Below are 20,801 nucleotides of genomic sequence, written 5' to 3'. Positions count from 1 at the left end.
TAGCTTAAAGTGTTGTTAGTTATTGCTTTCAGAGTCTGAAAACATTTTTCAGTGAGATACCTATGAACGTATATTTAGATGATGAAAGAGAAACACCAGCCGGTTGGTTACGAGCCTATTGGCCTGATGAAGTGATTGCATTTTTGAAGAGCGGAAAAGTAAAACAGCTCAGCCTTGATCATGATTTAGGTAATGATAACAAAGGCACTGGCTATGACGTTTTACTTTGGATTGAGCGGGCAGTGTTTATTGATGGCTTTGTACCACCAACAATAGCCGTTCATTCAGCCAATAGCTCAGCACGAATTAAAATGGAATGCGCAATTGCACAAATTAATTTACTGGCTAGGCATTAATACTGAATGAGACTAAAAATGAGTCACGTTCTAAAGTGATCGCCACTGAGTGAAAAGCATCGGATATTTTTGATACCCCTGCTTTTAGAAGAAATCAATCTGCACCACCTAGTAAAGCCCTTTATAGGTTTTGTAATCAAAGACAAAGTTGTATAGCAATATGTAAGCACTACTCTAATATTTGCACATAGGTTGGATCTTAAGAAACTTGAAGTTGAACTCTGTTAATGATCAAATAGTTACGCCAATAAAAAAATGACTAAAAACAAAGTTCACATGCAGATTAACCAAGTTTCAAATCAATTAAAAGCCCTCATCTCAGAAAAGCACCTAATCGCGCTTGCAAAAACCTCAGGGTTTCAAGTCCGCCATCGATGTTTGTCGATTGTCTCTTTACTCAAAGCCGTATTCAAAAGCTTATCTTGCTTGCAAGACGCTAACTTGTCAGATATCCATCAAAACCTTAAAACGCAGACTGATTGCACAATCAGTTATAAACCTTTTCATAACCAAATCCGAAAACCAGCCTTGACTGAATTACTCCGTGAACTCGTTATTCAAGCGATGTCTAAATTAACTCTAAACACGCTGGATAAAACCTTTTTTATCCAGCGTGGAATACAACGCGTGTTATTACAAGATGGCTCTTCATTTGCTCTACATGATGAATTAGCTCAGGTTTTTGCTGATCGCTTTACTGCTGTAAGCCCTGCCGCAATCGAGTTGCATGTTACCTATGACCTATTTAACGAACAGCCTTGTGAAATAGATATTCGTCCTGATGTTGAAACTGAGCGAGCAAGTGCAGTTATCTTTGGTTGGATGATATTCTAGGTTGCATGGAGCAAACACGGTGCAGCCACAAGATACACCGTGTACTAAAGCTACTAGCGGAAAATTGTAAGCGTCAATCCATTGAAAAAGAGAGTGACATTTGCCGTTTTAAAATAGGAAGTTACGCGATCAATGTTCCTTAAGAACTAAGCTATGAATCATCCCTAAGAGTAGAGCTTATTTTAATACTGGCTAAATTTAAGTACCCACCAATCAGCCGCGATGAAGTATACAAAGAAATATTTGAACAAGCGCAGAGCGTGAAAGCGAATAAAGAGGGGTAAACAGCTTATGGCTAGTATCGCAATTAGATTATGCTTTAGTAAGAATTGGAAAAAAATTAATGCATTTTAATTATGTAAATAAGGACTGATTACCATGTTTGATTTAGGCGAAATAATACAGCGCGCATCGAGCAAAACGTACGATCTTGGTTATGGCTTGTTTGCGTCAAACCATGTTAGCAAGTTGCTAATTATTGATAACCAGGCAATGGCAACCGTGGCGGGGCAGTTTAAATACAAAGTCACTTTAGAAAATAACACGGCAGGGCAATTTTTGGCTAGTTGTACATGCCCTGCAGGCGATTATCAAGAGATATGCAAACATGGCGTTGCCGTGGCGCTCAAAGTAAATAGTTTATCCGCTGCTGAATTCGCTGATGCAAATGCTAATGATGAAACAGCGCAAGATAATGAGCGCAGTGAACTCATCGCGTGGTTTTTAGATAAACCCACTACTGAACTGACCGATATAATCATGGCTTTTTTAGACGAGTCAGAGCATGAGTACGACAAATGGGTACTTATAATGGCAAACGATAAACAGGCAATGGGCGCAGGGGAGCTAAGTAAACTTATCACCAAGGCGTTGCCTAAAAAGCAAATATGGGGCTGGAGTGAAGTGCGAGGCTATTTTGCTGAGGCAGACTCATTGTTTGAAATGATATTCCCTGCAATAGAAAAACTGCCCGTTGATCAGCAATGGCTGCTGAATCTTAAAGCCTTGGTACGTTTAAATACAGTGCTTGAGGGGATAGATGACTCGGGCGGCTTTCGCTTTGAGATAGAGGGGAGTCTTAACCAAAAATTGAGCGAACTTTTTAATCAACTACCTTGGTCTGATGAACAAAAAGCGCAGTGGATTTTTGAGCACTTTGAAGATTATAAATACGATGTATTCCCGAGTGTGCCGCATGACTTTGACATAACGCCAAGTGTAAATACCTTGTTTTTATCACAGTGTACAGCGGCAATAGAAAAACGACTGCAAGCAGGCGTTGATTTTGATGACTGGAGACAAAAAAACGCACTTACACGCCTTACCTCGGTATTGATAAAACAAGCGCAAGAACAGGATGATTGGCAAGAGCAACTGCGTTTAATTAAACTAACAGCCCATGATTCAGATGATTATTTAAAAATAGCTGCACTTTGCAAAGCGCGTAATGACTTATTAGATGCCGAGTACTATTTAAAGCAAGCGTATCAACGGGCAAATAAGTCCCATGAAGTGTTGGCATGTAAACGTGATGAAATAGCACTTCGCCTTGAGTTATCAGAATTTAAGGCCGCATGGGCAATAGCGTGGCAGTTATTTGTTGATAGCCCGAGTTTTAATGGCTTTAAAAACTTACAAACGCTACAACTAAAAACCGGTATCATTGATGCAGAGTTTACGCAAAAGGTAGAGCAATTATTACTTTCTTTGTCAGATAAAGCGGCTAAATCAAACCAAGGTGCTTATCGCTTTACTAATTATCCGAGTGAGTTACTGGATTTTTATATTGATCAAAACGACATTGCAAAAGCACGTTCATTAGCTGCAAAACATGAGGTTAAGTCGAGCCAATTGATAACGTTGGCTGGTTTAATTATGGCGCAATACCCACAAGAGTCGATTGACTTGTATCACAAATCACTTAGCAACATAATTGGACAAACCAATAATGACGCTTACCGTGAAGCAACTAATTTATTAATTAAAATAGAAAAAAACTTAAAAGACACCAACGCTGACTGCACGCTATTGTATGACATGATTGGTACACTCGCTAAAAGCTTTAAACAAAAACGTAATATGATGAAGCTATTGCGAGAATACTTTCCTGAGTGTTTTTAATAATTAAATTTTGCAGACGGTGTCTGCAAAATTGAGTTGGTTGTTTTTATTGGGCTTGCAATGATTTAGCGTGGATTTAACGCGGACTTACACACGGTAAGCCCGCAGCTATACGTTACTCTGCGTAATCACGCTTTTTAGACATGCCGCCGATGCCTGCATTTAAGGTATTGGTTGGGTCTAAGTGTCGGTAATTATCGGCCAAGGCAGGTTTGGCATGATAATGATGCCCTACGTTATGCTCTGCAGGATATTCGGCACCACGTTGCTCTAACAGTGCGAGTAAAGCCGCTTTTACGGCTTTGCAGTCTTCGCCTTTACGTACTAAATAGTCTTGATGAAATACGTGACACAAAAAGTGGCCGTAATAAAGTTTACTCACTAGTTTATCGGTAATGCTGGGTGGTAGCTTTTCAAACCATTCGTTGTCGTTACGCTTGAGTGCAATATCTAGCGCGAGAATACCTTCAACTTCGTTATGGTTTATTTTTGCATATTGTACTGCTGCGCCTGCGGCTGCAAAACGCAGCAAATACGCTGCTTTTGCTTCTTGTTCGCTACACTGAAAAAAATCAAGTTGGTAGTCTTTTTTAACTTGCTCAAGCAGTGCTAGAGTTTGCTGGTGAGCATCCCCTTTGACAGTCAAAATTAATTGGTGTTGGTATTGCTTGTTCCATTGTTGGAGTTTCTTTGGCGTTTGGCTTGGGAACAGCTTAGCAAGGCGATAAACTAATTTATCAATGGTGTTTTTTGGTAAAAAAGGCAGCTTTTGGCATACAGCATCAAGTTGGCGCTTAATATTAAAAAACTTAGGTAGCCAGTTTGTGCCTAGGTTTTTTATGAGTAAAACCGTATCGCGGCCGTAGTTATCAGCAAGTTCAAAAATATCGCGGTGCAAATACTCAGCGTAAACAGGCAAGCTGGTGGCTTGCTCTAGCAATATTTTGCGTACAGCTTGTAATGCGGTCGATGAATTAGTACCAAGATAGAAAGTAAGTTCTTGTTCGTTTTTGGCAAAGGTGTCTACACGTACTGCAAAAACAGCGAGTTTGCCTGCGCAGCCGCTGGCTTGGTGCAAGCGCCGTGGGTCAGCATTAAAGCGTGCAGGGGTATCATCATCCGTTTTACGCACCCAGTTAGCGTATTCTCGATCAGAGGCTTTTTTTGCTGTTGTTTTTACATCGTGTTCGCTGTATTTCTTATTTTGTAAGTTAGTGAGTATTTGCTCTGGTGTATCACCAAGGTCAATATCTAAATTATTAATTAAACTAAGGTTACCATCACTGTTTATTTGTGCATATAAGGCAAGCTCAGTATACGCTGGGCCACGTTCCACTAATGCGCCACCTGAGTTATTACATACGCCGCCAACAATCGATGCGCCAATGCACGAGGAGCCGATAACGGAGTGTGGCACTCGGCCATACGGGGCGAGGGCTTTTTCTAGTGAGAATAAGCTAGCCCCTGGAAATGCCACAATTTGTTGTTGCGCGGGCAGTACTTGAATATCGCTAATTCGTGTTGTGTTAATAATAACCGTATTACGGTCACACCCTTGAGTTGGGGTTGAGCCGCCCGTTAAGCCGGTATTGGCCGCTTGCATAATAACAATGACATTGGCGCTTACACAGGCTTGTAAAATATGCCATTGCTGTAATAGTGTGGCAGGTTTTACTACCGCAAGCGCGGGTCCATGGCCTTCTCTAAAGCCTGTACGATAAGGCGCTGTGGCGCGGTCGCTTGTTAATACATAACGAACGCCAACGATTTTTTTTAATGATGCGACTAACTGTGACTGTGACTGTGACTGTGACATAAGAGCTCTAATTTAGTGAAGGCTTTAATGATGTGTCATTAAATAGGTTTTTACGCACGCTGGTACGTAGTTTTTCTTGTTCTAACAAATGCGTTGCGTCTATATCATTTAAGGGTAATGCGTCTTCTCGGGTTAAATTGCCATCGGCAACCAACGATAAATAGCGCGAACAGCACACACGCAAAAATGACGTGAAGTTACCTATGTCGTGATCAGCATCAAGAGACTCAAGATACAACTTAGTGATCATTTGGTTTACGGTCATTTGATCACGAAATGCGACTTCTTCTAAAATATCCCAAAAAAACTCTTCTAAACGGATTGAGGTAACAACGCCATCAATACGCAAAGATTTGGTACGACAGGTCCATAAGCGGCTGTCGGCATTAATAAAAAGTTGGCACATAAAAATTAACCTCTCGATGCTGTATTAGCAGTGCTTATAACAATGCCGCAAATTGCTTTAACATGGCAGGGTGTGCAGGCCATGCCGGGGCCGTTACTAATTTACCATCTGTGATTGCGCCGTCCATCGGTAAATCTACGTATTGTGCACCCGCCATTTTTATTTCTGGCTGGCAAGCAGGGTATGCTGATACTTTTTTACCTTCAAGCACTCCTGCAGCGGTGAGTAATTGTGGGCCGTGGCAAATAGAAGCAATGGGTTTATCTGCCGTTGCAAAGTGTTGAATAATTTCGATTACTTTAGGGTTTAAACGTAAATACTCAGGGGCACGGCCACCGGGTAAATAAAGCGCATCGTAGTCATTTACATTAAGCTCGGCAAATGTCGCGTTTAATGCAAAGTTATGGCCGCGTTTTTCTGTATAAGTTTGGTCGCCTTCAAAATCATGAATTGACGTTGCGATTGTATCGCCTGCTTTTTTATCAGGGCATACGGCATCAACATCGTGTCCCATTGCTAATAAAGCTTGAAAAGGCACCATGTTTTCATAGTCTTCGACAAAATCACCGGTGATCATTAGTACTCTAGCCATGCTGTGCTCCAAATTTAATAGGTATTTGCTCGCTGCTTTAAGTGCGTTCAAATACAAAAATATAAGAGAGTCTAGTAAAACATATGTGGATCCGGAGCGGGTAATATCCAAATACTACACAGAGCTATTTTGTCGGGTTTTTGCATATTATTAAACGTTGGCTAAATCACATTTAAAGTTTGTAATAGATAATCTCTTAAAGGGTGTTTTAGTTCAAAAAGAAGAGATCACTGCGTCGATGGGCGCTTAATATTAAATCATGATGCTTTAAATGCCGCTAAAGCTTAAATTATGGTTATGTCCCTAAAATTCTTGGGTACTAAACTAAATGGAATAATATATATCGTTTTTAGTAGCATATTTATAATTTAAAGTTTATAAATGGCCATAACGTATTAGCAGATAAATCCCCCTGCACAGCATTAACGGCGGAGCTTTTAGGATTTAGGTACGTATTTGATTTAATTATATGGTGTAGATTTATCAGTGAGTAACTATTCAGATTTAGCGCAACGAAAGCTAATAATAAAATTATTTTCCGTAATTGGTTTTTTAACTACCAGTTTTATGTCTGTTATGGCATTTTGGGGCGGCTTAGGGGTACTAAGTTTAGTACTTGTTATAGCGTCCATCTGTTTTGTAATTTCATTTTTTGTTACTGCATTTTTACATAAGCGGTTATTACTTGCTTCGACCACTATTTTATACACCATTTATATTTTGATGTTCTACTTGGTTTTAACCGGAGGGAGTCACGGAACTGGGCCATTGTGGATTTATGTTGTTGCACCGATCACCTTTTTTATTCGTGGTTTTAAAAAAGGCATTGTTGATATTTTCTTTTTTGTATTAGTAATGTTGTATGCCTTTTATTTAGCGTCTACTTTTCAATTTACCGATTACGGTACTTTACATTTTCCTTCCCGTATTATTTTAACGTTTATTATAGTGGCTGCACTAAGTGGATTATATGAACACTTTAGGCAACACCACAGTGAAAAATTGACGCTTTTAGCGCAAAAAAATGAATTACTTGCCACTATAGACCCACTAACTAACCTACCCAATAGACGCAGTATGATGGCAAAGCTGGCGGAATTAAAAAGTAACGATATTAATCCTGTCTTTTCGATTATATTGCTTGATGTAGATGATTTTAAAAAAATAAACGATCAGTATGGTCATTTTGTAGGAGACCATGCATTAACCCACCTTGCTGGTATTTTTACGCAGCAGCTTATACATAACGACTTAGTGGCACGCTGGGGCGGCGAGGAGTTTTTATTTGTTTTACCAAATAAAGACAAAGCAAAAGCGTTACAATTAACAGATACGTTGCATGGCGCACTTAAATCACAGCCGCTGCATATTGACGGTTATACTATAAGCATCACCGTGAGTATGGGGATTGCTGAGATCACAGATTCATCTGCAATTGAGCGCGACATTCAACATGCCGACGCTTTACTCTATCAAGCAAAAAATAGTGGTAAAAACCGTACTTGTGCTTAATGAGGTTTAATGAGGTTTAATGAGGTCTAATGAGTTTATTGTTGTCGATTGCGCTTAGCGCGCTTCCAGTATTACCCGAACCAGTTGCAAATAATGCAGTAGCAAAAGTAATTGTGAATGAGCAGCCCTATTTTTTAAGTTTTATGGGCATTGGCGCGAGTAAAGATCATACCAGTGTGCACAATAAAGTGTGGGCATTAAAACTAGGCGACGCTAAATGGCACGCTAAAGCACCCGTTCCCAGTAGCTTATCAATTAAAGGCCGTTTAGCCAGTACAGCCGTTGGTGTAGGTGAATATGCGTATGTATTTGGTGGTTATACGCTAAGCGCAGATCATAGCGAAATTTCCAGCCCTGATGTATACCGTTATGATTTAAAAAACGATAGCTACACTGAGCTTAGTACAATGCCGGTTCCAGTTGACGACAGCGTAGCACTCACTTATCAGCAGCGTTATATCTACTTAGTCAGCGGTTGGCATAACGATGGCAATGTAAATCTTGTGCAAGTGTACGATATAAAAACCGATACATGGCAACAGGCATCGCCATTTTTAGGTGAACCGGTATTTGGTCAAGCCGCTGCAATTAGTGGGAATACAATTGTGGTGTGTGATGGCGTAAAAACGCAGGCAAACGTTGATAAACGTCGATCATTTGCAAGCGTTGCTCAGTGTTTAAAAGGCACTATTGATGATAATAACCCATTAAAAATTGATTGGCGCACGTTGCCACATCCAACGGGAACATCACATTATCGTATGGCGGCCACCCGCTTTAACGGTGCTATTTATATGCTTGCAGGATCGTCAAATCCCTATAATTACGATGGCATGGGGTACAACGGTAAACCAGCACCAGCGAGCAACCACGTGTGGCGTTTTGATATTGTAAGTAATCGCTGGAATGTGCTTGCCCCGGCTGAATCCTCAAGTATGGATCACCGTGGTTTACTTGAGCACGATGGTATTTTTTATCGAATCGGTGGAATGGATAACAATCAGCAAGTTACTGACTTAGTATTAGCACATATGGTTAAGGATTAACTATGAATACTCTATACATCACTGGCGCGGGTGTCAGTGCCGCCAGTGGTATCCCGACTTTTCGGGGCGAAGACGGCTACTGGACTATCGGCAGTAAAAACTACACACCGATGGAAATGGCTACTCGGGCAATGTATGAAAACAACCCACGGCAGTTTTTAGCGTGGTATTATCATCGATTTGCCACTTATCGTAATCATGGACCTAATGAAGTACATCACTGGCTTAGCGATAAAAACTTAATCACTCAAAATATAGACGGACTCGATGGTAAAGCAGGTAATAAAAATTACATTGCTATTCATGGCAGACTTGATCAAATGACGGTGTTTCATCATCAGGGCGATGACGTAACACCGCACACTACGCCGTGGGATGATGTAGACGAAAGCTGTTTACACGACTCATTACTTGAGTTGTTTAAAATCGATAATCAACAGCCTGTATTGAACCAGTCTTTCAAACCTTTTGTGTTGTTATTTTGACGAATACTACACCGAGCTTTACCGTATTAGTGAAGCGCAGCAACGTATGGCGGATGCTGACAAAATAGTCTTTATGGGCACTTCGTTTAGTGTCAACATTACTCAAATGGCACTTGAGGTCGCACGCAGTTATGCTATTCCTGTAGAGGTAGTCGACCCTGAGCCTGCACACATTATGCACCCTAATGTGAGCTATAAAAAAATGACCGCACTGGAATATATTGATTCTACATTTAAGGGCTAAATTTCAACCGTAATGTTACAAATTAAAAAGCCTCAACATGCTCTTCAGTTGAGGCTTTTTAATGCCTGGTCTTTTGTGAAATTTAAGGCCATGATCAAACATAAAGTAATTCAAAGCAAAAGTTGTTATTTTTAAAGGGCTGTCTACTTCCGAGACTGCTCTAATCTTCTAATCAGAAGTAGAAATAAGGAGATCAAGCAAGCCTTTGTTATGTAGTTTTTGATCACTTATAGCTCGTAAAGATTCATGAGCAAGGATAATTTTTAAATTATCAGGAGTTATTGAAAAATAATTTGACTCAAAAAATGAGTAACCACAGCAATCACATTTTCTTAATGTAATAATTTGTGGAAAGTGACAGCGACTACAACGTTTTATTTCATTATTGCGAAGCAAAAACGAATCAAAGCACTCTATCAGGCCAATTCTTTTTACTTTATCTTCATTTGAAAAATCAACCTTATTATTTTTAGCTTGTAATCTTAATGCTTCTTTTAACTTTCGGGTTTCTATAGCTGCAAGTTTTTCACGCTCAAGCTCAGCTTGGGTTTTAGCATCTTCTTTTTTTTGTTCTTCTATAGCCCTTTCTATAGCTGCAAGTCTTTCGCACTCAAGCTCAACTTGTTTTGCAGCATAAGCTTTAGTTTGTTCTAACTTGTGGTCATAAAATGACTTTTTTACTTGTTCTTCAAACGGGTGATAAAGCCATTTTTTGTTAGTGAGGTTATTCGTTAATAAATCAATAATAACCTGCCTAAAAGATATATTGTGACGTTCAAATATTTCTCTTGAACCTTCAAGATCAACAATTATATGAGCTAATTTTTCACCATCAATTACATACGGTGTCTTACTATTAAAATCAGGGTCGAAATTTACGGTTATAGCGACTTTTTGAGAGTTGATACATACAAAAAAAGTGCAAGACTGATCTAAAGCGATTGAGGTTTTATAATACGAGTAGGAAAAAGAAGCTGTTTCTTCAGGAATAACGTTTAATTCGACGTCAATATCACTTTCTGGATCGGTTACAAATACATTATAAGCTGGTAAAGCAATTGAGTCTGTAGATTCAAATACCTCTCTACACATCCAAAATACACACCGTTCAAAGCTAATTTCACAAGCATCTTCAGTGGTATCTTTATTCTTGTGTTTAAAGTGGTGTACGTTGACTTCGCCTTTACTAGCAACTAAATCAAGATTGCAACTCAAACAAATACAATTACAATTTTTACCTTGAGCCACTTCGTCAATAGACACTATTTTTTGTGTGCTTTTATCTAGGGCGTGTTGACCTTTCGTGATTGATTTTGCAGCAGTATGTTTGGTATTTAGGCAAGGCAGAGCCTATGTCGTGTGGTTGTTCCCCATAAATAGGTGATAACGCAGTATAAATACCAAACATGCGCTGCCCAAAGGGTTCTTCCTAGGGGCGATTGACTCTTTGTTACTCGGTTTTTACTTAGCCCGCTAGGTTACAAACCTCGCGCCGCGATTAAATCGCCCCTAGGTTGAACAAATTTCAATCCACAAAGGTCAACACGCCCTAATGCAAAAGGGATTAGTGTGCTCAAAATATCATCCTTGTTATTTATTAATCTGACTTAATCGGAAGTATAAACAAGTAACTGGTTTATCAAAAGTGGTTAAGTAAAGCTTACCATGCGCGAGCGCATAAAATATAAAAGACTATTCCAATATCATCCCAGCCTAATTAACCGAATTTCCTTGTTAATAGACTGTGATAGTTTAATCTATGTTGCATTAAATAACATTTAAATTATGCAATCAATAAAATGCTAAGACAAATATTAGTCGATAACGATATAAATTCGCTTCTAAATGACGCGTGTACTGGTAAGTATTCACTTAAAGATAGGTATCTAATAACCCAACTTGCTTGCGTCCCCTTGTCACTTACAGAGCATAATTTATTAAAACTACATCAGCTGATAAGTGACAAAGGAGAAGTTTATCGCAAGTGGGTTTTGCCAGCAGAATATAGTCGAAACAAGAATGAGCGCATTATCGAAGTGCCTGAAGTTTTTTGCCAAGCACTAGAGCAATATTTAGACTGGTACGCACAGCAACAAGATTTACCAGTTGAATACAGGCATAACTTAGGAACGTACAGGGGGTTTAGTCAAAAAGCCCCTGCTTTACTTAATGACCGCCTAACTGCGTTTGCTATGAGTGAGCGAACCGTTAAAAAGGGCATTAATAAACAACCAACAAACTTAAGAACCAAAGTTAATACACTGCTTAAAAAGGCTGGTTTAGATTGGGCTACAGCTAAAACCTTTGAGGACTCGCTCATAATCCATTTATCAAAAAACGTAGATCATGGTGTTGTAGCTGACTTGTTTGGTTACGCATCAAGACAAGTAGTAACAGATAAGTACAACGGTAACTTGTTGCAATTATCGGACGCTATCAATAGCGTGTATTCAAGAATTAAAGTGACAGGACATTAGGAAGTTGAAAAAGTTTAAGTTTATAAACAATCAATCAAAAAAAGAGTTTCTAGCGTTGCCTGATAAGATTCAAAAGCGCTTTGCAAATGATTTAAACGCTATTTGTCAAAACAAAGAGCCATTTAGCAAGTTTAAGCACTTAAAGGAAAGTGTAGGTATTGGTGCGGTTGAGCTGATAGAGAACGGCAGACCAGCATACCGAACGATTTACGTTGCAAAGTTTGCTGACACTGTTTTTATTTTGCACTCATTTACCAAAACCACTAACGGGGTAGAAAAACAGGCAATGGACACAGCGAAAAAGCGCTACAAACTCATGCAAAAAGAATTGAATAAATAAAATTATATCAGTGCTTGTATATATATCAACGCTGATATATAGTGATTGTAAGTTAAGCAATAAGGTTGTTAAGATGACTCTTGAATACTCAAATATCTTTGATGCAATAACCGAAGATAAAGCAGAAGCCTCGGAACTACAGACGCGCTCAGATCTGATGATTGTTATTCGTGACATTATCAATGCTAAGAATTGGTCACAGACCGATGCAGCGATTCAATTAGGGCTAACCCAACCTCGCGTAAGTGATCTGGTTAATGGCCGAATTGATAAATTCAGCATTGATAAGTTAATGACTTGTTTGTATCGAATTGGTTTTCGCTTTAAACCGTCCTTTGCAGATGATCAGTTAACAATGGCTGTTGAAGCCGTTAAAACACACTAGTTGGAATGATATGCAAGAAAATGATTTAAAGACAGAGGCAGATTTCAACAGTGTCAAAGTTAAATATAACTCATACACGAATACCTTTTTTTGTACAGTTTTAGTTTTTCATATTTTGATATTCTGTCTCTTTTGCTATATAGATATTAGCGAACAGTCTCAAGGTGGTTTTTTTGCTAGAAGTGGCGCATTAAATACGGCGATACTTCTATTTATTGATTTTTTTCTACTCCGATTCAATGACAAGGCCAAGACAGAAGCATTAACAGGTGGTCAATGGGGGGGGCGTATTGCAGTTGATGTCATTTTTAAATTTACAGAATCAATCAAACTGCAAAGTGCTGCATTTATATCAGTTAACACCTTAGTGTGGGGGTTTGGCGATAAACTATTTTGATATTGGAAAAAGGTCTTATGGATTTAACAATCATAATCAATTACGACAATAAACCATTGTTGGAGCAATCGAAACTAGCAAACTCTATTATGCATTGCTACTTCAATAATCAGAATGTGATTGCCTCAGAAGCACTTAATAGCTGTGAAGACAAGTTGTTTATTGAAGAAGAGTGTATGAGCGATGAACTGGCAAAGCATTGGCTTATTGCTAGTGATTTAGCATTTGTGGCAGTGTGTGGTGGAATTGCTGAGATAACAGACCGGTACACTTTAAGTTTTGTGGAATAGTTTAATTGGATTAGTTTGTGTTTCTAATATTGAGTTTGAGATTATTGCTTTATGAAGAGGTCAAAAAAATAATAAGAGATATTTGTAACGATAATGGTAAACCTTATGCGTTTGATCCAGAAAGTATTGAGTGTGTTGAGGATCTAACAAGTAAATCAGATAAAGCTATGGTAACGGTAGCTGTAACAATGAAGTCTGGTAAAACAGTTGTTTTGAATGTTATCGCAGCAAAATAGTAACCAAATTTAATATAGGAATTTTTGTGAAAAGTAATGATCAAAGCATCAATAATTTAAATACGTACTTGAGTGTTCTTAGTTTAATTGTTGCCGTTGCAGCTTTGTATTTTACATATGAACTTCATGTAGAACGTGATGAAAACCTGTATCTCGATTTCGGTGTTTGTCAAGCTAGTTGTCGCGATCACTACGTTATGCACTCTCCACGTTGACGATTTCACGTTCGGGGTTTAGGTGCACTTTTCCTGGTAAATCCCAGTTGCGGATGTCACCACTCCAGCGCTCAGGCGTTTGCTCCTTAGCACGTTGATACACTTCTTTTCTCTTTGCCAACACTTCACTTGCCACCCCAGAATGTCTTTGGTGAGGGGTTATATATTTAATACCGCTATGTTTGTGGTTAAAATTATACCAGTGGCTAAATTTCAACACCCAACTACGTGCTTCATCTATTGTTGAAAACCCTTTATACGGATAGTCAGGACGATATTTACACGTTTTAAATATCGACTCAGCATAAGCATTATCATTGCTCACCCTAGGACGATTAGAAGACGACACGACGCCTAAACTATAAAGTGTTTCAAGCATTGATGAGCCTTTCATTGGGCTTCCATTATCCGAATGCAGCACCAAAGGGTTATCCTTAACCCCTTCTTTTAAATTGGCTTTTCTGATTAACATTGATGCATTCTCTGCTGATTCGTCATCATGAATTTCCCATCCAACAATCTTTCGACTAAATATATCGAGTATCAAATATAAATAAAAATGCAGCCCCTTAGCGGGACCTGGTAACCAAGTAATATCCCAACACCACACTTGGTTCGGCCCTGTAGCACAGTGTGTCGTCGGTACTTTTCTCTCTTTTATCTGACTACGTCCGCGAGCGTTTTGCTGTTTTTCTTCATGAAGAACACGATAATATGTTGATTCAGAAGCAAGATAAATCCCCTCATCTGCTAATGTTGGGACGATTTGGCTTGGTGGTAAGCTCTTAAAATCATCGCTATTAACGATGGCTAATATGTTATATCTCTCTTCTTTTGATAGCTTATTTTTTGGCTCAGGGCGCTGAGATATTGGTCTACCATCTGTTTTTATATTCCCGTCAACAGTCCAACGTTGATACGTCCGGACACTGATCCCGAGTTCACGGCAAGCTTTAAACCTTGGCGCTCCAGAACTCACAGCTTCATTAACTAGTTTAACCGCTTGAACGCGAGCTGAGTCGAGGATCATTCGTCCTCGGCTTCCCCCCAGATCGCATTTGCTTTTTTTCTTAACACCAATAGTGCTGCAGTTTCTGCTAATGCCTTATCTTTTCGGCGCAATTCTTTTTCTAATTGATTAATCTGCTTTTTATCTTTTTTAGCTTCAATAGAGAAGGCTTTTTCCTGCTCTTTAACGTTAGCGTTTGCATCCATACACGCATTTCGCCAAGCCGATACTTGTTCCACATAAAGACCTTTACTTCGGCAATATTCCGCTAACTCAGCTTGATTTAAAGAGGCTGTTTCCAACACGACTGAAAATTTATTTGCTGATGACCACTGCTCAGCATTCTTTCCATTACCTGGCACTAAATGCCCCTTATCAATTGCTTGTTTTCGCCAATTATACAAGGTTGATTCACCAATACCCATCTCGATAGATAATTGGGCTATTGCTATATTATTTGGAGGCATCATCTTCTGAAGAGCCGACTCTTTGCTTTGCGCTGAATAATGTTTCATTGTTACTCCACGCCCTCTATTTAATGGTTAAATATTAAGCGCGACAACTAGTCTGACAGAGAGGGATTTTGATATAATCACTCGGGGTGATTACCCTGTCAAACTCATCACTACTGAATTTGAGTTTTTACCAGCCACATTACAATCACAATGGGAACTTGTGATTGGAAACAAAAGTGATAGAGATATTTCAATTATTAGTGTTAAATTGTATCGCTTAGCATCAGACAGCAAGTGGAAATACGATTTTATTCGTGGAATGAAAACTGAGTACGACAACCCTTTATATTACACAGCTGTAAATTCTAATGAAGAGTATGCTTTTAATGTCCCTTTTTCAATAAAGCCAGGTCACAGCAAAAAATTTACACTTGGAGTAACTTTTCCAGTTGCTATTGAAGCTTATAATACTTTAGATGAGCTCCTAAATTTAGAAGAAAAATATCCTTTAAGAAAGTTAAGACTTGCATTGTGCTATAAGAACTTAGATTTTATGGGAAATTATGCGCATTGTGCAGGAGGTCCATCAGGTCATAATTCTAAGAAGAAAAACATACCTTATACTTATCAGTTGTTATTACAATCATCTAGAGGGAATATATTCACTTTTGAAAAAACGGTGCTTTACCTTTAATAGGGTGGCCTAAGCTGTAATAGCTTCATTTGTATAGCTAACTAACACTATTGGATAATAACTCTAATTTGCAAACTGTAACGATTTCGATTTAGACTCAATAAGCGAAGCTGACGCAGGTTTAGTTTTAATTATTAAGTAACCATTGGAATAACGAATTATGGCACTAAAAGTACACCTTGAGATAAAAGCGGGTGAGAACTTCAGTCCTCGAAACGAGTATGTAGGTTCTTTTGACGAAGCGCAATTAAATATCCTTAAAGAAAAGTTCAATACAGAGGGTCGAGTACATTTTTGGTCAGTTAGCGAAGAACTACCTTATGACGAAGGGTATAAGGCAGCAATGGATGGTGAGGCGAGTGAAAAGAACCCTTATGCCGAACATTTTTGGAAACATAATGAATGGTGGTTAGGTTGGGATGCCTATCACGAATCAAATGATTAATTAGCCATATTGGAATGTATTCAACAGCAAGGGTAGGTTTGCGCTAGCCTAACAACATAATGGGAATGATGTGGCATTTATTTTTGAAACTCAAAGACTTAGTGTACGTGAAATCACGCCAAGTGATGCTGAGGATTTAGCATTTGTGCTTGCGGATCCGCTGGTAATGACACACTCAACAGTGGGTGTGCATTCTGATCTGCAAATAAATGATTTTATAAAAAACTGCCAGCAGCTGTATAGAATAAACGGCTATGGTCATTGGATTATTTATAACAATTTCAATGAATTTGTTGGTGTGTGCGGGCTAAATAAGCATCAAGTAGGTGACAAAGAGCTTGTACACATTAATTATCGGCTGGCCACTTCGCAGCAAGGTAAAGGCTATGCAGTTGAGTCGACGCAAGGGGTACTATCTTTTGCCAAGGATGCACTTGCGCTAAGCTGGGTATATGCGCTGATTGAGCCTGACAACGTGAACTCGGTTAAAGTGGCTAATCGAACTGGGTTTTCGTTTATTGAGTCCTCTGTATTTCGAGGGTTTGATATAGATATATACCAGCATTCATTATAAGTTTGTGTAGGTGAGCTTTACGCCGCGCATGTGGCTTATTGAGGCATGTTGATGTCGTGATTAAAGCAAACAAAGCGTGCGAAGTTAGTGCGTTAAAGGAATGTTATTAAATTTTAAAAGGAGTTATATAACCAATGGCGTACTTTAAAACCCCTCAATTTTTGCATGAGGTATTTGGTGAAAAGCAATCGATGCTAGAGGTGAGTTGCACTGTATTATTTGCGCTGGTAGGAAGTTGGCTTGTTTATTTTGTTGCGGACATCAAGCTCGACAATTGGCAGGTAATCTTAGCGTTTATATTAATCGCTGATGTATTAGCGGGCTGTATTGCTAATTTTAGCTTTGGCACGAATGCGTTTTATGCAAAACGCCCGAAAAACCGGCTTATCTTTATTGCCATTCATGTTCATATAGTAGCAATTGCATGGTTACTTTCGCAGCCAATGGATATTGCGCTGATTATTTGGGCATATACGATAGTGACAGCATGTGTTGTAAATGCATTACACGGTAAATCGATACAGGGTTTTATTGCTGCAAACTTAATGTGCTACGGGATTTTTTTACTAATTTACTTATCTCTTCCTACGTGGTTTTTAATGGTTAGTGTATTTTTTATGATTAAAGTATTGTTTAGTTTTGCTGTTGATCATTATAGGCAATCAACTCAGTAAGCTTGTTAAAAAAACCAGTACAGCGTTATCAACTGTACTGGTTTGGTATTTGGCAAAAAGCTTATTTAAATAACTGTGCTAAGTCTTTCATCTCCTGGGCAGAAGTATACCAAATTTGGTGCTATCAAATTGACTTACAATTAAAAGCGAGTACGAATACCAAAGGTTATACGGCGCTCAAAGATATTTTGAGTGATCACATGATCTGACCACTGCGCATAAATATCTTCCTTCTCTTCAGTTAAGTTGCTCACCGACGTATAAATACTCATATCTTCGGCAAATTCATAGCCGGCATACATATCAAAGTACAAAGTGCTGTCGGTCCAAAATGGCATTACTCCCTCTCCCATCGGCGAGCTTAGGCTATCTAAACGGTCGCTACGGTAGTTAGCCGCGAGGCGTAGTTGTAATGGGCCTTTTTCGTACCAAAGTACCGCATTGGCTGATTTCTCTGAATTATCTTGAATCGGTAAGCTTTTGCCATAAACATCCACATTTGCACTGTCACTTGGCGCATAGGTAAAGTTAACTGACGTCCCTAAGCCATCAAATGGTGCAGGTAAAAAATCAAACGCTTGTTGGTAAACCACTTCAATGCCTTTGATATTTCCGCCTTTGCCGTTTATTTCTGTGCTTACGGGCACTTCTCGGCGCACCACGCCATCAATATCGGGCAGGCCTTGCATTACTATACCGCTTTGAATGAAGGATTCCATATCCATTAAAAAGGCTGAAATACTCAGTAAGCCGCTGTCGTTAAAATACCACTCGGCCGATAAGTTGTAGTTTGTTGCGCACCACGGTTCTAAATCAGGGTTACCATTTTGACGACCCTGTACAGCCACTAATAAATCAGGGCTAACACCAAGCTCTGCGGCTAGTACATCGCCAGCACGGGTACGACCAACACTAATACCACCAGCAAGCTTACCAATATCTAAAGTGGTCATGGTTTTACCGTAACCGGCACGTAAAATAATCTCTTCGGTGAGGTTTAAGTTAAAGTTCATTGATGGTAAAAAGTCTGAGTAATCTCTGCTTAACCATTTTTCACCGATTTTTTCACTGGCGGTACATAATGAGCAAGGGCGTGCTGAGCCTAACTGGTTTTGCAGCATGTCGAGTTCGGTTTTAATGTATTGCGCGCCGATATTAGCGGTGTAACTTAAATCCCCTAATTCGCCGGCAAAGTTCGCTTTAAAGTAGGCGGTTTGGGTTTGCTCTTTTACTTGATAGGTACGTGAGGGATTAGCTAAACGTTTGTTACCCGGATAAATGGCATTTTGAAATGCCATTGGGTCGTCCATCACTTTTGGGTCGATTAAGTAAAAACTGTGCCCACTACCACCTGGGCCTAAACCATTTACTTGGTTTACCCAACCGGCAGGCATATCGCTAAAGAAGTTGGTTTACCTATCGTTAAATCACCACCTGCTACGCTGTTTTCGCCATCACCGTTAGTATCACCCAAAGATGCGCCTGAATCCTTCCACATCACATCGGCAGTAATATCCCCAGTGGTAAATGGTGCAACTAGAATATAGGTTTCGCGCTCTACATCTTGTTTTTTACTGGCGGCAATGCCCCGTACTTCAATGGTTTCTATGTCGTCACTTGCTGTTTGGGCTTGATCAGCGGCAAAAGCGCCAAAGCTGGCGTATCCACAAATGATAGCGGCGACTGCTTTCGCTGTTAAGCTCTTATTTAGAGTAGGCTAGCGACGGTTTTTAATGCTCATGTTGATATACCTCATCCTGTATATTTAGACGTTAATTATTATTCCCCGTTAATTTGTAACATATGTTGATTCTTTGCTTGTTATTAATTAACATTGCTTTCAAGTAAAATGCAATAACAATTACATTAACATTTGATAATTTTTTGATTTTTAATGTAACGTTGCTATCTAAGGTAATGATTTAAAATAAGAGTTTTATTTATAGGAAAGTTAGTCATGCAACACGCCGCAAAAATTTATACTGTGAATAAAGGCTTAGGCACTAACGATGCGCTCATACAAGGTGATTGCAATGTTGCTAAGCAACAAGTGAGCCTCCCTTGTGCATGTATTTACCAAACACGCTTGGATAACAACATTGCTTGGATGGCAAAGTTTGCCAAACAAAGTCAGGTGGCGTTTTCACCCCATGGTAAAACAACGATGGCACCGGGCATTTTTAAAAAGCAGCTCAGTGCCGGCGCATATGCGATTACGGTCGCCACGGTGCATCAAGCGGTTGTAGCAGCGCAGGCCGGTGCTAAGCGTATTATTATGGCAAATCAGTTGGTCGGCAAAGCTAACTGTCAGCACTTAGCAAACTTATTGCACAGTGCTGAAATTGATTTTTACTGCTTAGTTGATGATGTTGATAACGTGACGTCACTGGCTGAGTTTTTTTGCGAGCAAGGTGTAACACTCAAACTGTTAATTGAATTGGGTGTGCCCGGTGGGCGTTGTGGTGTTGTTGATAGTAAAAAACTACAGCAGTTGGTTAAACATATTAGTCAGTTCCCATCATTACAGCTTGCGGGTATTGAAGTGTATGAAGGCGTACTAAATACTCAAAGCCAAGTTGCAGCGTTTTTAAGTGATGCTGTTACGCAGTGTAAAGAGTTGATTGCCGATAATGCATTTGCTACCGATCAAGTGATGATCACCGCCGGCGGCTCTGCATGGTACGACTTAGTCTGTGATGCCTTTGCCCCTGCCAATATGCTTGAAAATATGGTGCCGGTGATCCGTCCTGGCTGTTATGTGGCTCATGATCAGGGAATTTATGATGCTGCCCAACAGCAGGTTTTAGCACGTAATCCATTAGCGTGTAATATTGGCAGTGATTTACAGTCATGCTTAGAAATTTGGGCGTATGTGCAATCAATACCAGAACCTGGGCGTGCAATTATAGGAATGGGCAAGCGCGATGTAGCGTTTGATGCTGGGTTGCCCATTGCCAATTTACATATTGATCAACACGGTGTTGTTACTAAAGCGGGTGCTGATTGGAAAGTTGAAAAAATAATGGACCAGCATGCCATGCTCCGTGTTGAACAAAATAGCAATTTAAAAGTCGGTGATATTATTGCGTTTGGGACTTCGCATCCTTGCCTTACATTTGATAAATGGCGTTATATTAATGTCATAGACGATAACTATAACGTTATTGATATCTTTGATACGTATTTTTAGGAGAATAA

At 39.4% G+C, this 20,801-nt stretch carries 23 protein-coding genes and 2 pseudogenes; 19 read left to right on the top strand and 6 right to left on the bottom strand.

All coding sequences use genetic code 11. The features are described from left to right. Window positions 1-62: 62 nt before the first annotated feature. The 4 genes and pseudogenes from HJP15_RS10330 to HJP15_RS10315 all read left to right on the top strand — a co-directional run bounded on the left by HJP15_RS10330 (window position 63) and on the right by HJP15_RS10315 (window position 3,311). Window positions 63-356, top strand: coding sequence for a cyclic-phosphate processing receiver domain-containing protein (locus HJP15_RS10330; RefSeq protein WP_054452308.1), 294 nt, complete (start codon window positions 63-65; stop codon window positions 354-356). Between the two features lie 276 nt (window positions 357-632). After that, a complete protein-coding gene (locus HJP15_RS10325) occupies window positions 633-1,190 on the top strand; it encodes a hypothetical protein (protein ID WP_170173710.1) in 558 nt (185 codons plus the stop codon). 170 nt (window positions 1,191-1,360) lie between these two features. Beyond that, window positions 1,361-1,474: pseudogene (locus HJP15_RS22430) on the top strand (hypothetical protein); the annotation flags it as partial. A 94-nt stretch (window positions 1,475-1,568) separates the two neighbouring features. Next, complete coding sequence (locus tag HJP15_RS10315; protein WP_170173709.1) at window positions 1,569-3,311, top strand: SWIM zinc finger family protein; 1,743 nt, start codon at window positions 1,569-1,571, stop codon at window positions 3,309-3,311. A gap of 115 nt (window positions 3,312-3,426) precedes the next feature. On the opposite strand, the gene dld is transcribed toward HJP15_RS10315, so the two are convergent. The 3 genes from dld to HJP15_RS10300 are packed head-to-tail and all read right to left on the bottom strand — an operon-like array spanning window position 3,427 to window position 6,125. After that, a complete protein-coding gene (gene dld, locus HJP15_RS10310; RefSeq protein WP_170173708.1) occupies window positions 3,427-5,127 on the bottom strand; it encodes a D-lactate dehydrogenase in 1,701 nt (566 codons plus the stop codon). Between the two features lie 7 nt (window positions 5,128-5,134). Continuing rightward, a complete protein-coding gene (locus tag HJP15_RS10305) occupies window positions 5,135-5,533 on the bottom strand; it encodes a ribbon-helix-helix domain-containing protein (RefSeq protein ID WP_054204105.1) in 399 nt (132 codons plus the stop codon). A 34-nt stretch (window positions 5,534-5,567) separates the two neighbouring features. Next, window positions 5,568-6,125, bottom strand: a complete 558-nt coding sequence (locus tag HJP15_RS10300) for a DJ-1/PfpI family protein (RefSeq protein ID WP_170173707.1) — start codon at window positions 6,123-6,125, stop codon at window positions 5,568-5,570. Between the two features lie 486 nt (window positions 6,126-6,611). On the opposite strand from HJP15_RS10300, the gene HJP15_RS10295 reads away from it, so the two are divergent. The 3 genes and pseudogenes from HJP15_RS10295 to HJP15_RS10285 all read left to right on the top strand — a co-directional run bounded on the left by HJP15_RS10295 (window position 6,612) and on the right by HJP15_RS10285 (window position 9,412). Continuing rightward, on the top strand, window positions 6,612-7,637 hold the full coding sequence (locus tag HJP15_RS10295) for a GGDEF domain-containing protein (RefSeq protein WP_349304620.1): 1,026 nt from the start codon (window positions 6,612-6,614) through the stop codon (window positions 7,635-7,637). 29 nt (window positions 7,638-7,666) lie between these two features. Beyond that, window positions 7,667-8,683: a Kelch repeat-containing protein gene (locus HJP15_RS10290; protein ID WP_170173706.1), complete on the top strand. Its 1,017-nt coding sequence runs from the start codon at window positions 7,667-7,669 to the stop codon at window positions 8,681-8,683. Window positions 8,684-8,685: 2 nt separating this feature from the next. Continuing rightward, window positions 8,686-9,412, top strand: a pseudogene (locus HJP15_RS10285) (SIR2 family NAD-dependent protein deacylase). A gap of 168 nt (window positions 9,413-9,580) precedes the next feature. Here HJP15_RS10285 and HJP15_RS10280 read toward each other — a convergent pair. Continuing rightward, window positions 9,581-10,675, bottom strand: coding sequence for a cell envelope integrity TolA family protein (locus HJP15_RS10280; protein WP_170173705.1), 1,095 nt, complete (start codon window positions 10,673-10,675; stop codon window positions 9,581-9,583). Window positions 10,676-11,211: 536 nt separating this feature from the next. On the opposite strand from HJP15_RS10280, the gene HJP15_RS10270 reads away from it, so the two are divergent. The 7 genes from HJP15_RS10270 to HJP15_RS10240 all read left to right on the top strand — a co-directional run bounded on the left by HJP15_RS10270 (window position 11,212) and on the right by HJP15_RS10240 (window position 13,752). Next, window positions 11,212-11,889, top strand: a complete 678-nt coding sequence (locus tag HJP15_RS10270; protein ID WP_249365835.1) for a hypothetical protein — start codon at window positions 11,212-11,214, stop codon at window positions 11,887-11,889. A gap of 4 nt (window positions 11,890-11,893) precedes the next feature. After that, window positions 11,894-12,229 carry a type II toxin-antitoxin system RelE/ParE family toxin gene (locus HJP15_RS10265; RefSeq protein ID WP_170173703.1) on the top strand — a complete coding sequence of 112 codons (336 nt, stop codon included), beginning with the start codon at window positions 11,894-11,896 and terminating at the stop codon, window positions 12,227-12,229. Window positions 12,230-12,302: 73 nt separating this feature from the next. Further along, window positions 12,303-12,614 carry a helix-turn-helix domain-containing protein gene (locus HJP15_RS10260; protein ID WP_170173702.1) on the top strand — a complete coding sequence of 104 codons (312 nt, stop codon included), beginning with the start codon at window positions 12,303-12,305 and terminating at the stop codon, window positions 12,612-12,614. A gap of 10 nt (window positions 12,615-12,624) precedes the next feature. Then, complete coding sequence (locus tag HJP15_RS10255) at window positions 12,625-13,011, top strand: hypothetical protein (protein ID WP_170173701.1); 387 nt, start codon at window positions 12,625-12,627, stop codon at window positions 13,009-13,011. 17 nt (window positions 13,012-13,028) lie between these two features. Beyond that, window positions 13,029-13,301, top strand: coding sequence for a hypothetical protein (locus HJP15_RS10250; protein ID WP_170173700.1), 273 nt, complete (start codon window positions 13,029-13,031; stop codon window positions 13,299-13,301). Window positions 13,302-13,318: 17 nt separating this feature from the next. Further along, window positions 13,319-13,537 (top strand): hypothetical protein, encoded by a 219-nt coding sequence (locus tag HJP15_RS10245; RefSeq protein ID WP_170173699.1) that lies wholly within the window; start codon window positions 13,319-13,321, stop codon window positions 13,535-13,537. A 26-nt stretch (window positions 13,538-13,563) separates the two neighbouring features. Continuing rightward, window positions 13,564-13,752: a hypothetical protein gene (locus HJP15_RS10240; RefSeq protein WP_170173698.1), complete on the top strand. Its 189-nt coding sequence runs from the start codon at window positions 13,564-13,566 to the stop codon at window positions 13,750-13,752. Here HJP15_RS10240 and HJP15_RS10235 read toward each other — a convergent pair. Beyond that, window positions 13,733-15,276, bottom strand: a protein-coding gene (locus HJP15_RS10235; protein WP_502706979.1) for an IS3 family transposase whose coding sequence is annotated in 2 segments (ribosomal slippage) — window positions 13,733-14,814 and window positions 14,814-15,276 — 1,545 coding nt in all. Because the reading frame shifts where the segments join, the coding sequence is not laid out codon by codon here. The genes HJP15_RS10240 and HJP15_RS10235 overlap by 20 nt on opposite strands. Window positions 15,277-15,436: 160 nt before the next feature. Between HJP15_RS10235 and HJP15_RS10230 the strand changes: the two genes are divergently transcribed. From HJP15_RS10230 to HJP15_RS10215, 4 genes are all read left to right on the top strand, one after another. Beyond that, window positions 15,437-15,910, top strand: coding sequence for a hypothetical protein (locus tag HJP15_RS10230; protein WP_170173697.1), 474 nt, complete (start codon window positions 15,437-15,439; stop codon window positions 15,908-15,910). 160 nt (window positions 15,911-16,070) lie between these two features. Further along, complete coding sequence (locus HJP15_RS10225; protein WP_170173696.1) at window positions 16,071-16,355, top strand: hypothetical protein; 285 nt, start codon at window positions 16,071-16,073, stop codon at window positions 16,353-16,355. Window positions 16,356-16,425: 70 nt separating this feature from the next. Beyond that, window positions 16,426-16,929: a GNAT family N-acetyltransferase gene (locus HJP15_RS10220; protein ID WP_170173695.1), complete on the top strand. Its 504-nt coding sequence runs from the start codon at window positions 16,426-16,428 to the stop codon at window positions 16,927-16,929. A gap of 134 nt (window positions 16,930-17,063) precedes the next feature. Next, window positions 17,064-17,603 carry a hypothetical protein gene (locus HJP15_RS10215; protein WP_170173694.1) on the top strand — a complete coding sequence of 180 codons (540 nt, stop codon included), beginning with the start codon at window positions 17,064-17,066 and terminating at the stop codon, window positions 17,601-17,603. Window positions 17,604-17,743: 140 nt separating this feature from the next. Here the strand turns inward: HJP15_RS10215 and HJP15_RS10210 are convergent, their stop codons facing one another. After that, the gene (locus tag HJP15_RS10210; RefSeq protein ID WP_170173693.1) at window positions 17,744-18,997 is read right to left on the bottom strand and encodes a TonB-dependent receptor domain-containing protein; all 1,254 of its coding nucleotides are present in this window, start codon (window positions 18,995-18,997) and stop codon (window positions 17,744-17,746) included. 563 nt (window positions 18,998-19,560) lie between these two features. Between HJP15_RS10210 and HJP15_RS10205 the strand changes: the two genes are divergently transcribed. After that, window positions 19,561-20,793, top strand: a complete 1,233-nt coding sequence (locus tag HJP15_RS10205) for an amino acid deaminase (protein ID WP_170173692.1) — start codon at window positions 19,561-19,563, stop codon at window positions 20,791-20,793. Window positions 20,794-20,801 lie beyond the last annotated feature (8 nt).

The sequence above is a fragment of the Pseudoalteromonas sp. NEC-BIFX-2020_002 genome, assembly GCF_013002825.1.
Taxonomy (GTDB): Bacteria; Pseudomonadota; Gammaproteobacteria; order Enterobacterales; family Alteromonadaceae; genus Pseudoalteromonas; species Pseudoalteromonas neustonica.
Note: the sequence above shows the minus strand (reverse complement) of the source record. Positions and strands in the feature narration are given on the sequence as shown.

Coding starts and splice junctions, on each gene's coding strand:
- HJP15_RS10330 (WP_054452308.1), top strand. CDS start 63: ATGAACGTATATTTAGATGATGAAAGAGAAACACCAGCCGGTTGGTTA.
- HJP15_RS10325 (WP_170173710.1), top strand. CDS start 633: ATGCAGATTAACCAAGTTTCAAATCAATTAAAAGCCCTCATCTCAGAA.
- HJP15_RS10315 (WP_170173709.1), top strand. CDS start 1,569: ATGTTTGATTTAGGCGAAATAATACAGCGCGCATCGAGCAAAACGTAC.
- dld (WP_170173708.1), bottom strand. CDS start 5,127: ATGTCACAGTCACAGTCACAGTCACAGTTAGTCGCATCATTAAAAAAA.
- HJP15_RS10305 (WP_054204105.1), bottom strand. CDS start 5,533: ATGTGCCAACTTTTTATTAATGCCGACAGCCGCTTATGGACCTGTCGT.
- HJP15_RS10300 (WP_170173707.1), bottom strand. CDS start 6,125: ATGGCTAGAGTACTAATGATCACCGGTGATTTTGTCGAAGACTATGAA.
- HJP15_RS10290 (WP_170173706.1), top strand. CDS start 7,667: ATGAGTTTATTGTTGTCGATTGCGCTTAGCGCGCTTCCAGTATTACCC.
- HJP15_RS10270 (WP_249365835.1), top strand. CDS start 11,212: ATGCTAAGACAAATATTAGTCGATAACGATATAAATTCGCTTCTAAAT.
- HJP15_RS10260 (WP_170173702.1), top strand. CDS start 12,303: ATGACTCTTGAATACTCAAATATCTTTGATGCAATAACCGAAGATAAA.
- HJP15_RS10255 (WP_170173701.1), top strand. CDS start 12,625: ATGCAAGAAAATGATTTAAAGACAGAGGCAGATTTCAACAGTGTCAAA.
- HJP15_RS10250 (WP_170173700.1), top strand. CDS start 13,029: ATGGATTTAACAATCATAATCAATTACGACAATAAACCATTGTTGGAG.
- HJP15_RS10225 (WP_170173696.1), top strand. CDS start 16,071: ATGGCACTAAAAGTACACCTTGAGATAAAAGCGGGTGAGAACTTCAGT.
- HJP15_RS10215 (WP_170173694.1), top strand. CDS start 17,064: ATGGCGTACTTTAAAACCCCTCAATTTTTGCATGAGGTATTTGGTGAA.
- HJP15_RS10210 (WP_170173693.1), bottom strand. CDS start 18,997: ATGCCTGCCGGTTGGGTAAACCAAGTAAATGGTTTAGGCCCAGGTGGT.
- HJP15_RS10205 (WP_170173692.1), top strand. CDS start 19,561: ATGCAACACGCCGCAAAAATTTATACTGTGAATAAAGGCTTAGGCACT.